This is a genomic window from Halalkalibacter wakoensis JCM 9140, assembly GCF_000513095.1.
Taxonomy (GTDB): domain Bacteria; phylum Bacillota; class Bacilli; order Bacillales; family Bacillaceae_D; genus Halalkalibacter; species Halalkalibacter wakoensis.
Window position 1 is genome coordinate 37790 of record NZ_BAUT01000004.1, and the last position, 13297, is coordinate 51086.

The window sequence follows — 13297 nt, forward strand, 5'->3', positions numbered from 1 at the left end:
AAGATAATTCTTGTCTCTTAAAAGACATTCCACAGTAGCTCAGTGGTAGAGCAATCGGCTGTTAACCGATCGGTCGTAGGTTCGAGTCCTACCTGTGGAGCCATTATGGCGGTGTAGCTCAGCTGGCTAGAGCGTACGGTTCATACCCGTGAGGTCGTGGGTTCGACTCCCTCCGCCGCTACTTTTAATTAAATAAGTTTTACGGCGGTTGTGGCGAAGTGGTTAACGCACCGGATTGTGATTCCGGCATTCGTGGGTTCAATTCCCATCAGCCGCCCCATAGAGGACCCTTAGCTCAGTTGGTCAGAGCAGTCGGCTCATAACCGATCGGTCGTAGGTTCGAGTCCTACAGGGTCCACCAACTATACTTAGCTGTAAAGCTGTTTTCGTGGAGGAATACCCAAGTCCGGCTGAAGGGATCGGTCTTGAAAACCGACAGGCGGGTTAAACCGCGCGGGGGTTCGAATCCCTCTTCCTCCGCCATATTACTTACATAATGTAAAGGACCTTTATTAAGGTCCTTTTTTTGTTTTTTAATAGCTTCTTTGTTGAGTGCAGTTGAGGAAGGTATTCTCAAAATGGAGTGAATATTTCTCATGAAAATAACAAACAAAGCAGCATCAAAGATATACCCACGTAATAACTCCAAGCCCAATACAATAAAAAGCAAAATATGTGAGCTTTGTATTTTGTAACATGGAAATAAACCATTTAATCCCAATAAGTGCAAAAATAAAAGATGATAGAAAAGCTGTACATAAAGCGACCATACTTATTTCGGTATAACTTTTAATTAATTCTGGGGATTTGACAATACTCATACCAACAAAGACAGGGATTGACAAGAAGAAAGAATATCTAAGAGCAGTGTCTTTGCTTAATCCAATAAAAAGGGCTGTAAATAATGTGCTTCCAGTCCGTGACACGCCAGGAATTAGAGAAAGGGCCTGCCCAAAGCCAATGAATAGACCATCCTTCCATGTCAATTTCGATGTTGTTCTTCCTCCTTCGTTCAGTCCGTGTTCGATGAGGATGAGTGATAACCCCGTAATAATTAAAGAAACACCAATTGTAGCAGGTGTTGTTAATTGCTCACCTAGGAAAGTTTCAATCGCCTTACCAAGTGAGATGGTTATAATCATAGAGAGGATTAAAAGTAAGACAAAGCGAAAGTTTGTTTTTGCTGTAGATCTTTTTGTTAGTAAGTAAGAAAAAAAATCGAGAAGGATCTTTGTGAGTTCGTGTCGAAAATATACGATAACAGCTAAAACAGAAGCTATATGTAAAAAAGTCTCAAAGGCAAGTTTGAAATTCTGTCCTATAGGGATATCGAGAAGTCGCTGAATAATTAATAATAACGCAGTACTTGAGATGGGCAAAAATTCTGATATTCCTTGGATGAAACCTATTAAAAGAGCTTCCCACCAATTCATTTGACTCCCCCGTTTAGTATTAGTATTACTATGCTTATGTCCAGGCCATATCGTTATGACGTTTAAATTAAAAAGCTTAAGGGTAGAGTAAAATTGTTACATTATAAATTCGTGAGCATTTCCGTTGCAAGAATGCTCAAATTTTGGTAATGTATGAATTGGAAGACTTATGAAACAAAAATGTTGCTAAAGTCTACATTTTTGGAGTACATACTCCGCAAAAAATTAAGGATGAATTAGAGGAGGAATTGAACATGGCTTACGAATTACCGCAATTACCTTATGCAGCAAACGCACTAGAACCTCATATTGATGAGGCAACAATGAACATTCACCATGGTAAGCATCACAACACGTATATCACAAAGTTAAATGCAGCACTTGAAGGGCATGATGAACTAGCGAGCAAGAGCATTGAAGAGTTAGTATCTAACCTTGATGCTGTTCCTGAGGATATTCGTGGTGCAGTTCGTAACAATGGTGGCGGGCACGCAAACCATTCACTTTTCTGGGAGCTTTTAAGCCCTAACGGTGGTGGTGCTCCAACTGGTGAGCTTGCAGAGGCAATCAATTCAACATTCGGTAGCTTAGATGCTTTTAAAGAAGAGTTTGCTAACGCTGGTGCTAACCGTTTTGGTTCTGGTTGGGCTTGGCTAGTGGTTGACGGAGGCAAGTTAGTTGTAACAAGTACTCCAAACCAAGACACGCCATTAATGGAAGGCAAGACACCTATTTTAGGCCTTGATGTTTGGGAGCATGCTTATTACCTAAATTATCAAAATCGTCGCCCAGATTACATTAACGCGTTCTGGAACGTAGTTAACTGGGATGAAGTAGCTAAACGTTATAGTGCAGCTAAATAATTTTGTGAAAGAACCTAAGGAATGAATCCTTAGGTTCTTTTTTTGTATAACCGAATTTTCAGGTGACACACTACTTATAAGGGTGGTGGAGTCGGTGAACAAGGTATTGGTAAAGAAAGTGATTGGAGACATAGAAGTAACAAGGGATTTAAAGCTTTTACTCATTATTGGTGGGCTATATGCTTTAAGCATTGCCTTATCGAATACATTCGTAAATGTATATCTATGGAAGCAATCAGGAGAATTTGTCGATATTGCTCTATACAATTTAGGGTCAGTTGTGATGCAGCCTTTTGCCTTTATTATTGCAGGTAAGTTCGCTAAGAAAATTGATCGAGTGGTTGTACTTAGGGCAGGTGTTATAGCACTTGCGATTTTTTTCTCTACAGTTCTGTACTTAGGGGAAAATGCGAATGAATACTTAATTCTTCTAGGGGTGCTGATCGGAACCGGATTCGGTTTTTATTGGCTCGCTTTTAATGTATTAACATTTGAAATAACAGAACCGGAAACACGTGATTTCTTTAACGGCTTTTTAGGTTTGTTAACTTCATTTGCTGGGATGATTGGGCCGATCCTATCAGGTTTTATTATTACAAGAATGGAACAATTTACTGGGTACACGATCATTTTCACCATATCACTTTCCCTTTTTGTGGCGGCTGTATTAACAAGCTTTATGTTAAAGCGGCGGCCTGCTGAGGGACAGTTTTACTTCACAAAAATTTTGAAAGAGCGCAAAAACAACCCCAATTGGAAACAAATAACGAGAGCAAATTTTTTCCAAGGTTTAAGGGAAGGAACATTTGTTTTTGTCATTGTTGTATGGGTGTATATTGCTACTGGTAGTGAACTGGCAATTGGGACCTACGGTTTAGTTGCTCGGCAACACAATTTGTAGCTTATTACATTATCACTCGAATCATTAAGCCAACATTCCGAAAAAAATTAATTCTAATTGGAGGTTTAATTTTATACGGTGCAATTTTTATCATTGTATTAGGTGATTTAACCTTTTCTAAATTAATTACGTATGGTGTTGTGGTGTCAATAGCCTATCCCATGCTTTTGGTTCCATATGTATCGTTAACATTTGATGTGATCGGCAAAGGTTGGAAAGCTGCAGAAATGAGAGTGGAATATATTGTCGTACGTGAGCTTTTTGTCAATTCAGGACGAATTGTTTCTGTATTAGCCTTTTTAGCAACCATTACTCTTTTTTCTGAGGAACGAGGTATTCCTGTACTGCTTCTTGTGTTAGGGGCAGGGCATACAATTATTTACTTCTTTGTAAGACATGTAAAATTTAAGGAAGACAAAGGTGGAGAAAGCTATAGTTTTGCCAGACAAAAAGGAGGCGATGGAGACCCTTCTGGCGGTGGTGGAACGAGTGTATAGTTTTCATGTTTTCCCCTTTTGACAATAGGTTCAATTATGCTATAATAAAAACAAATAAATAATGTTTCCTGCCGTGTTAGTCAGCTTCTCCTTGTTTCGAACCTTGATTTTTAAAAGGGAGTTCTATATTGAGGACTTTGCCAGCATGCCAGCTTTGTTCTGGACGCTGAACAAGTCCCTGCGAGCACCCACCTACGAGTGTAGGTTCATGAAACAACTGAAGCAACGGCATACGCGGGTTTTCATTTATGAGAGTAATCTAGGCACCTTTTTGTAAGGTGCCTATTATATTGCAGGGGGAACGTATAAGTGGAGAGATCATCACGTAAAAAGAAAAAACACCATGTTCCTGCTCGGTTAAACGTGCTTTTCTTTGCTGTTTTTGTTTTGTTTTCGGCTCTTATCCTTAGGCTTGGAGTAGTTCAAATTGTTGAAGGTCAGGAGTTTGTAAAAGAGCTTGAGCGTACAAGCAATTCAACAGCTCGAATCGATGCACCTAGAGGATTGATGTATGATCGATTTGGACATGTTGTTGTTGATAATGAATTAGAATTATCGGTTACGTATACAAATCCGTCAAGAGCAACAAGAGCAGAAGCTATGCTTAATATAGCAAGAGATTTAGAAGAGTTGATAGATATAGACATAAGTCGGGTAACAGAGCGTGACAAACAAGATTATCTATTGCTTCAAATGAGTCAAGAAGAAAGATATGAGCTTGTATCAAGAGAGGAAAGAAAAGAACTAGAAGGTCCAACAGAGGAATACAGGTTGGAGATTGAACGAATACCTACTGAGCAAATCGAATCTTTGAGTGAGAAAGACCTTAGAATTCTAGCAATCTATCGAGAAATGTCACGTGGATATGCCAATTCACCTCAACGAATAAAAAGAGGTATTACAGATGAAGAAGCACATAAATTAAGTGAGAATCTATACCGACTACCAGGGATAGATATTTTAAGAGACTCACGAAGGAATTATGTATTTGGAGAATCGTTACGAAGTGTTTTTGGATCAACTGGTGCTATTCCTCGAGAAAAAGTAGATTACTACTTGTCGCGGGGGTATGATCGATCTGACTTAGTAGGGACTAGCTTCTTAGAAATGCAATTTGAAGAAGTGTTGCGTGGACAAAAGGCTGTTGTCGAGAGCATCACTCATTCAAGTGGTGGTAAGACCATTGAAAGTTCCGTAAATGAACGTCTTGGAAGTCGCGGGAATGATTTAGTGCTTAGCATTGATATGGAATTTCAGCAAAAACTAGAGGAAATTATTGAAGAGGAAATGAAGAAAGCGGGAAATTCTTTTATTTTAGATCGTTCAGCCTACGCTGTGATGATGAATCCTCGGACAGGAGACATTATCGCGATGGCCGGTTTTAATGATCCAGCTGATCAAAACCGTAGTACAAATGCTGATCATATCGGGAATGTGACGAAAGCATTTGAAATGGGTTCATCTGTCAAAGCTGCATCCGTTTTAACTGGGTTCGAAGCTGGTGTTGCGCAACCTGGTAAGAGTTTTTATGACAGACCAATCAGGTTACCATCTACTCCTGAGAAAAAGTCTGTCCGTAATTTTGGATGGGTAAATGATGTTCGTGCACTTGAAGTGTCTTCGAACGTCTATATGTTTGAAATGGCGATGTTAATGGCAGGTTGTAACTATCCTAATCAATGTAATTGGACAAACAACTCTGTTGAAAGAGCTTATAATGAAATTAGATATAATTTTAGTCAATTTGGTTTAGGTTCAGAGACAGGAATTGATTTACCCTCAAGCTCTACAGGGTTACAAGGTGGTTCATCCATCTACGGAAATTTACTAGATTTGATGATTGGGCAATATGATACGTATACAACATTGCAATTAGCTCAATATATTTCAACAATTGCAAATGACGGGCTTAGAATGCAACCGAGGCTAGTTACGGAAATTCGTGAACCTGTTTCAAATACAGAGGAACAAGGAGCTATTATTCAAAAATTCGAACCTAAAGTTTTAAATCGAATTGATATGAATGAACATTACATCTCAAGAGTTCAGCAAGGTTTACGTGGTGTTATGACGAGAGGAACAGCGAGCGGACGATTTTCTAACAAATCCTATCAACCTGCTGGAAAAACGGGAACAGCACAAGTAAGGGTCGCAGTTGGATCTGGAGACAATCGTCGATTTGTTGATGGGAATACTCAAACCCTAGTTGGATATGCCCCTTTCGATAATCCTGAAATTGCATTTGCAGTTGTTGTTCCGAATGTAAAACTGGAGAGAAATGGTGGTAGACAAGGGATGGCTCAAGAAATTTCGAGCCAGGCTTTAGATGTTTATTTTCAATTGAAAAATGAAAGAAATGGTCCTGTTGTAGCTGATAGACTAATTCTGGAACAACCAGAAGATCGTAATTGATTGTTTACTAGAAAAGTAGAAGATCTTCTTATGAAACATCATGATGTGTTAGATTGATTCTGGGATTGTCTTTAGTAGTCAGAAAAATGACTATTGAAGACAATCTTTTTTTATTATTGTCAGATTATTTATCAGCTTACCATACAGTTGAAGAGGGGCATGATAAACTATCAATAGAATGATCCTCTCACAATGACAACTTCTAAAGTTACCACCTAAACAATTTGAAATCCCTAAGATGTTTATGCCTCTATTAGATGTAATGTTTCTGCCATATTTTTTTCAATCCTTATGTACATACCTTTCTTAAAAGTACATATATTCGACAATCTCAGTAACTGTAAATAGTTTCTCGTTGTTTTCCCCATTCTTTCGCCACTGTTCGACTGAGAAAATAGACAAAAATAGATGTTGAAAAATGCCGAATAATTTTTTTTTCGGTTCAAATGCTTTCCCGACGTTCACCTGACAAAATGAGACAAAATGAGCTTCTTGTTTGCAGAAAAATTGGAAGGTATGATTAAGGTAACAAATCGTAGTCATATTTTTATAGACTGTTACATAAATAAAAAAGTTACTTGATATTTGACATGATCTCAATTTAAGACGGAGGTGAAATGGTTGATCGAACAAATCGTTGCCTTAAGAGAACAAGGATATTCATTTCGGAAAATAGCAGATGAATTAAATACAACAGTTGGAAAAGTACAATACCGTTATCAAAAGCACCTTCAACAACAAGAAGAAGATAAGGAGATCGAACAAATGGATATCGTTCCAAAAATACCATCAAGTTACGAACGTGATGAAGTAACGCTCTTGCCTCAAAGTCCAACAACAATTTTTGCTTTTTGGGAAATGAGTTTAACACTTAGGCAAATGACTGAACATCAAACTCGTACGCCGTGGCATGAGTTACTAAAAAAAATAAGAGTATACGATTGTACAATGATTGATTTTAATGGACATAATGCCCATAAGTTTTTTGATATATCAATTCCAGAAATGACCAATAATTGGATCGTTCATAATCTAGAACCCAATCGAACATACATCGTTGATATTGGCATTGAAACAAAGCAACGTTCTTTTCTAACTTTATTGCGCTCAAATGCGATAGACACTCCTCGTTCAGAGGAAGGTATGACAGGATTACACATTGAAGCAGTAAATCAGTGGAAGTCAGGGAATTTGCATGAACCAGATTGGTTAGAACATTTTAGTACGTATTCATACTATGAAAAAGTAAAATAGGAGGGGTTTCATTGAAGGAAGGTTATTTTTCTTTAGTCTTGCACGCACACCTTCCCTATGTTCGTCACAAAGAACAAGGACGGCTTGAAGAGCGATGGTTGTTTGAAGCTATAACAGAATCGTACATACCATTATTATGGGAACTGCAAAAAGTAGAGGTAGAAGATGTTGTTACCATTTCTTTCTCTCCACCTGTTTTAGAAATGTTGTCTGATACGATCATTCAAGAGCGTTTTCTAGACTACATAATTAAAACAGAAGAGTTGTTGAATAAAGAAGGCCAGTTAGCTAAAACGGAAGAGGAACAAAACCTAGTCAATTTTTACAAAAATCGTTATCAGAATATTAAGACTACTTTTGTTGCGTGTGATAAAAATATTTTGAATGGCTTTAGAGACTTATTTGAAAGACGAATAATTAGATGTATAACGAGTGCGGCAACCCATGCATTTTTGCCATTTGTGAAAACGAAAGCTGCAATTAGATCCCAAGTTAGGGAAGCGGTACATTGTTTTGAGAAACATTTTGGTCAAAAACCAAAGGGGTTCTGGTTGCCAGAATGTGCGTTTGCTCCCGGGATAGACCGTATTTTAATTGAAGAAGGAATTTCTTATACATTTGTTGATGAACATGCAGTCTTGAATGCAGATCCTATCCCCGCTAAAGGAAGTGGGGCCCCTATTTATTCACCACACGGTTTAGTTTTATTTCCTAGACATACTAGTTTATCAAGTAAGGTATGGAGTTCAACTTTGGGATATCCAGGGGATGTTGATTACCGTGAGTTTTATCGCGATATTGCTTATGAGAGAGAGTGGGAATACATTAAACCGTTTGTGCATGAAGACGGAATTAGAATGGATACAGGGATAAAACATAAACGAATTACAGGTGAGGGTGAATCAAAAGCCATTTATGTTCGTGATTGGGCTGAAGGGAAAGTTGACAGGCATGCTGATCATTTCTTACATTCAATCGAACAAGAAATCAACGAACATGGAGAACAATGTTACCCCCCATATATCATGATGACTCCTTTTGATGCGGAGTTGTTTGGGCATTGGTGGTTTGAAGGACCAGATTGGATTGGACAAATAATCCAAAAAGGAAAGGATCGTATTCATTTTATTTCACCAGAAACATACATTGATCGACATTATCAAGATTTTGAAACAGCTCATGTATCTTTTTCTACATGGGGAAGAGATGGATATGGTGATGTATGGATAAATGATAAAAATCAACATTTGTATCGTCATCATCATCGAATGGAGACCGATATTGCAACAGTTGTGGCTTTATTTGCGTGTCCTACAGACATTGAAAGGCGCTATTTAAAACAGATGATTAGAGAGTGGATGCTAGCCGTTAGCAGTGATTGGGCGTTTATTATAGATGGGGACAGTGCGGTTCAATATGCTAATGAGCGTTTTTCAACTCATCTTTACCGATTTGACGTAACGAAGGATAAATTGTTGGATGGGGACATAGATGAGCAATGGATTGCCAAAATGGAACAAAGTTTTCCTTTTCTTCAAGACATTGATGAACAAGTCTTTTTCTCGGCGCATGATGCGTACATTCAAACTAAAAAAAGTAAAAACATAGAGGAACAAAAGCGCTCTATTTTAATGTTAAGTTGGGAATTTCCTCCTATGATGGTAGGAGGTTTATCACGCCATGTGTATGACTTATCAAGAGCAATGGCTCAGGCCGGCATGATGTTCATGTTATTACTTCGCATGTGAATGGTTACCCTCAATATGAGAACAATCAAGGTGTTCATGTACATCGTGTAAAAGGTTTACAACCAGAAGCAATGAATTTCTTTGATTGGGTAGGTAGTTTAAATATTGAGATGACACGTTATATCGAAAAGCTTGCTAGAAAGGAAAAATTCGATATTATACATGCTCATGATTGGTTGGTAAGTGTGTCGGCTATAGCAACAAAGAACATACTAAATCTACCTTTGTTAGTGACAATCCATGCAACAGAACATGGGAGAAACAATGGAATTCATAGTGAATTACAATATGAAATTAATCAAAAAGAATGGGAGTTATGTAATCAAGCAGACCGTATTATTGTTTGTAGCGATTATATGAAAGAGGAGCTCCAATCAATCTTTTCTATAGATGGTGACAAGCTATCTGTTATTCCAAATGGCGTCGATATGGAACTATTAAAACCTTTTAGTAGTCATGGTATTGAAAGTATGGATGCATTTACTGTTTTTTCTGTCGGGCGCATGGTAAAGGAAAAAGGTTATCAAACGGTTATTGACGCAGCGGAGCAGTTAAAACGTAGAAATGAAAAGGTGCGTTTTGTGATTGCTGGTAAAGGACCTATGCTTGATGAATACCAACGTCAAGTTTCACAGAGGCAGCTAGAGTCTCATATAACGTTTTTAGGTTTCGTTAGTGATGAGGAAAGAAATGAATGGTTTTCACGTTGTGATGCCGCAATTTTCCCAAGCTATTATGAACCATTTGGGATTGTTGCTCTTGAAGGCCTCGCAGCTGGAAAAGCCACTATTGTGTCGGATACAGGGGGCTTATCTGGTATTATCCAGCATGAAGAAAATGGATTGAAAATGATTCCTGGAGATGTCCAAAGTCTTGTAACACAAGTTCTCTATTTGTATAATCATCCAATATTAAGGGAGGCATTAGCTACCCAAGGGATGCGTGACGTTAAATCAAAATTCAACTGGGGAACCATAGCTGACCAAACGGAACAGGAAATTGAAAAATGTCTTGTTAACTCATTACCAATAACCATTTAATTAAGGGAGGCTGTTACATGAAAGGTGTCATTATGGCAGGGGGGAAAGGGACTAGATTACGTCCACTAACTTGTAATGTACCAAAACCAATGGTTCCGCTTATTCAAAAACCAGTTATGCAATATAGCATTGAATTGTTAAAGAAATACGGTATTACCGAAATTGCGGTTACGGTTCAATATCTATCTGATGTCATCAAAGATTACTTTGGTGACGGCTCAAAATTTGGAGTGCAATTGCATTATTTTGAAGAAACAACACCATTAGGAACAGCTGGCAGCGTTAAGCAAGCAGAAGAGTTTCTTGATGAACCTTTTGTCGTGGTAAGTGGGGATGCTTTAACAGACTTTAACTTACAATCAGGAATTGATTTTCATACAGAACAAGATAGTCTTGTAACCATTTTTATGAAGCAAGTAGAATGTCCGTTGGAATTTGGAGTCATTATGACAGATGAGAAACAAAGAATTGTGAGATTTTTAGAGAAGCCAAGCTGGAGCGAAGTGTTTAGCGATACGGTGAATACAGGGATTTATATTATGAATCCTGACATTTTTTCCTATATTAAAGAGAATGCTGTTGTAGATTTTAGTAAAGACGTTTTTCCTCAGCTATTAGCAGATCAATCGGCGTTGTATGGTTATGCGGCTGATGGCTATTGGTCCGATATAGGAAATTTAAAACAATATCGTCAAGCTCAAAGTGATTTACTATCAAGAAAATTAGAAGCTTCAATTAGTGGAACGGAAATTGAGCCAAATATATGGGTTGGAGAAAATGTCATTATTGAAGAAGGCGTCAAGCTGCATGGGCCTGTTTCGATTGGATCTAATTCAACCATTCGATCAGGTGCCTATTTAGGCGAGGATTCGATTATTGGATCTGGATCAACGATTTCTAATGGTGCTTCAATTAAACGTTCTGTCTTATGGGACAGTATCTATATTGGTGATAATAGTGAGTTAAGGGGCGTAACTTTATGTCAAGGGGTTACGGTAGGAACAAAAGCAACTGTATTTGAGGATGCAGTAATTGGTCACCATACGGTGATAGGAGAGCATGTAACGATACAACCAGATGTGAAAATTTGGCCCTATAAAAGAGTGGAAGAAGAAACGACTATTCCACAGTCTTATTTGTGGAATGAAGTAGGAGCAAGATCATTGTTAAAAGGTCATAGAGCTAGTGGTGTTGCCAATATTGAAATGACTCCAGAGGAAGCCTCAAAATTAGGAGCTGCTTATGGATCACTTTTAAACCAAGGTGAAAAAGTGTTTGTTGCTAGTGATAGCCATTTTTTCTCGAATGTTATTAAACTAGCTTTTGTTCAAAGTTTGCAGGCAGCTGGTGTTCATGTAGTTGAACTTGGAAAAACGCTGTTACCAGTTTTAAGATACAGTGTTCAACAAGAAGAGGCAAAAGGTGGCGTTTTTATACGTTTAGCGGATAAAAACCAAGGTAAGCAAGTTTTAATTGAGTTCTTCAATGAAACTGGGTTACCGATTAGTTCTGGTGCTCAGCGTGAACTTGAGCAAATAGTAGCTTTTCAATCTTATAGAAGAGTGGCCTTTGAATATGCGGGTCATTATGATACAAGTGTTGAACTAGAGCGAGCTTACGTACGAAATTTATTAGAACAAATCGATCTTGGAAGAATTAAGAAAAGCAAGTTTAAAGTAATCCTTCATGAAGAATCAGTTAGTCAAGCCCATACAATTAAAAACATACTGACTCAGTTAGGTTGTACAATCGAATTGGTTTCAAATAAGGTCGATGTTGATGACATGAGAGTTCAAATAAAAGAGCTTCAGGCCGATCTTGGTATTTTAGTAGGTGAAAGTGGAGAGTTCATCAGTTTGATGACTGAGGAAGGACAGCTAATTACGGAAGAGGAACAACTGATGCTCTTTGTTCAAATGCAATTAGAAAAAGGTTTACGTCCAGAGTTGGCTGTTCCTTTATATGGAGCGAGTGCGCTTGAAGAAATTGCAGCTAGCTATGAAAAGAAATTAGTTCGAACAAAGACGTCAGCGAGAGCCATGATGGAAGCTGAGGGAAATGTTCAAATTATGTCCTATGATGCGCCGTTTGCGATTGTTAGTTTACTAGATTATTTAAGTGATAATGCATCTTCTTTAACAACTGTTCTAAGTAGACTACCTTCACAAGCTATTTATAAACAAGAAGTAACATGCAAATTACAACAAAAAGGAATTGTCATGAGAAAGCTAATGGAATCCTTAAAAGGGGAAGATGTTGAATTAATTGATGGAATGAAAGTGAGACATTCAGAAGAAAGTTGGACATTTATCGTTCCTGATCAAGAAAGTGGCACATTTACTGTGTACGCCCAATCAAAAGATGGTGCACATGCAAAACAACTGGCAGGTGAGTACATTGAACAAATTAATGTTATTAAACAACAAACATCGTAATATGTTTGCTTTTCAGAAGAATGAAAGACAGTTACTAAAAAATGTCGGGATATGGATAGATGGAACAAGTTCTTGGCTAAACGATGGTCAATGGGACATCTCACCTAAACAAATAAGAGGTGGGACCCTCTCCATTATGGTTGCCTATCATCCAAAGTGGAAAATTCAAGTTACAATGTTAGAGGAACAAAAGAAGACGGATAGTAGTATTTTCTATACATTCATCGTCAAAAATCAATCTAATGATAAAAAAGACATGAAGTTCCTCATGCATCATCAAAAAATGGAGAGTGCTTCTACTAAAGTTGCATTTGTATCGCCATTAAAACAAGCCATTATTCATTACGGTGAGCCCATTATTTCTCTTCTTGCTGCTGACTTTTTTAAAGAAAAGGAAAGTCAATTGGCCGTAGGGAAAAAGGAAAAGATTTGGTGCAATTCAAAAGGGATGTTAGCGGTATCACCGTTATGTCAAGAAGGACTTGAAAGTATGATGGTAACGAAATTAACTTTGTTACCTTTACAAGAAGTATATGGACGAGTGTGGGAGTTTCATGGTCAGAGTGAGGAAGAAGTTTTGGCTAAGCATGAACTTCAAATAGGTTCAGAAGAACTAGAACAAGTGACAAAACAAATGCTGTAAAGAAAAACCACTTGATTCAAAGTGAAAGATTTGCTATCATATTCAAGTATGAAGTAAGCACAGTTTGGAGG

Annotated in this window: 8 protein-coding genes, 5 tRNA genes, 1 other RNA gene and 1 pseudogene; 14 read left to right on the top strand and 1 reads right to left on the bottom strand. The window is 37.9% G+C overall.

The window, feature by feature from the left end:
- Positions 1 to 28: 28 nt before the first annotated feature.
- From JCM9140_RS03090 to JCM9140_RS03110, 5 genes are all read left to right on the top strand, one after another.
- Positions 29 to 103: transfer RNA gene (locus JCM9140_RS03090), tRNA-Asn, on the top strand.
- A gap of 4 nt (positions 104 to 107) precedes the next feature.
- Positions 108 to 181, top strand: a tRNA-Met gene (locus JCM9140_RS03095).
- A 23-nt stretch (positions 182 to 204) separates the two neighbouring features.
- A tRNA-His gene (locus JCM9140_RS03100) sits at positions 205 to 280 on the top strand.
- A gap of 4 nt (positions 281 to 284) precedes the next feature.
- Positions 285 to 361, top strand: a tRNA-Ile gene (locus JCM9140_RS03105).
- Between the two features lie 29 nt (positions 362 to 390).
- Positions 391 to 483: transfer RNA gene (locus tag JCM9140_RS03110), tRNA-Ser, on the top strand.
- A gap of 137 nt (positions 484 to 620) precedes the next feature.
- Here the strand turns inward: JCM9140_RS03110 and JCM9140_RS03115 are convergent.
- The gene (locus JCM9140_RS03115) at positions 621 to 1433 is read right to left on the bottom strand and encodes an undecaprenyl-diphosphate phosphatase (protein WP_034742227.1); all 813 of its coding nucleotides are present in this window, start codon (positions 1431 to 1433) and stop codon (positions 621 to 623) included.
- 254 nt (positions 1434 to 1687) lie between these two features.
- On the opposite strand from JCM9140_RS03115, the gene JCM9140_RS03120 reads away from it, so the two are divergent.
- From JCM9140_RS03120 to JCM9140_RS03150, 9 genes and pseudogenes are all read left to right on the top strand, one after another.
- A complete protein-coding gene (locus JCM9140_RS03120; protein ID WP_034742230.1) occupies positions 1688 to 2296 on the top strand; it encodes a superoxide dismutase in 609 nt (202 codons plus the stop codon).
- Positions 2297 to 2390: 94 nt separating this feature from the next.
- Positions 2391 to 3694 (top strand): annotated as a pseudogene (locus JCM9140_RS03125) (MFS transporter).
- A gap of 62 nt (positions 3695 to 3756) precedes the next feature.
- Positions 3757 to 3939: non-coding RNA, 6S RNA (gene ssrS / locus JCM9140_RS22930), on the top strand.
- Between the two features lie 64 nt (positions 3940 to 4003).
- Positions 4004 to 6106, top strand: a complete 2103-nt coding sequence (locus JCM9140_RS03130; RefSeq protein ID WP_034742233.1) for a peptidoglycan D,D-transpeptidase FtsI family protein — start codon at positions 4004 to 4006, stop codon at positions 6104 to 6106.
- A gap of 612 nt (positions 6107 to 6718) precedes the next feature.
- The gene (locus JCM9140_RS03135) at positions 6719 to 7360 is read left to right on the top strand and encodes a DUF4912 domain-containing protein (protein WP_235715260.1); all 642 of its coding nucleotides are present in this window, start codon (positions 6719 to 6721) and stop codon (positions 7358 to 7360) included.
- A gap of 11 nt (positions 7361 to 7371) precedes the next feature.
- Positions 7372 to 9108, top strand: a complete 1737-nt coding sequence (locus JCM9140_RS24300) for a glycoside hydrolase family 57 protein (RefSeq protein ID WP_235715261.1) — start codon at positions 7372 to 7374, stop codon at positions 9106 to 9108.
- The gene (locus tag JCM9140_RS24305; protein WP_235715262.1) at positions 9105 to 10148 is read left to right on the top strand and encodes a glycosyltransferase family 4 protein; all 1044 of its coding nucleotides are present in this window, start codon (positions 9105 to 9107) and stop codon (positions 10146 to 10148) included. The genes JCM9140_RS24300 and JCM9140_RS24305 overlap by 4 nt, the downstream gene beginning before the upstream one ends.
- A gap of 17 nt (positions 10149 to 10165) precedes the next feature.
- The gene (locus JCM9140_RS03145) at positions 10166 to 12583 is read left to right on the top strand and encodes a sugar phosphate nucleotidyltransferase (RefSeq protein WP_034742239.1); all 2418 of its coding nucleotides are present in this window, start codon (positions 10166 to 10168) and stop codon (positions 12581 to 12583) included.
- Positions 12546 to 13226 carry a hypothetical protein gene (locus tag JCM9140_RS03150; RefSeq protein WP_034742242.1) on the top strand — a complete coding sequence of 227 codons (681 nt, stop codon included), beginning with the start codon at positions 12546 to 12548 and terminating at the stop codon, positions 13224 to 13226. The genes JCM9140_RS03145 and JCM9140_RS03150 overlap by 38 nt, the downstream gene beginning before the upstream one ends.
- The last annotated feature ends 71 nt before the right edge of the window (positions 13227 to 13297 follow it).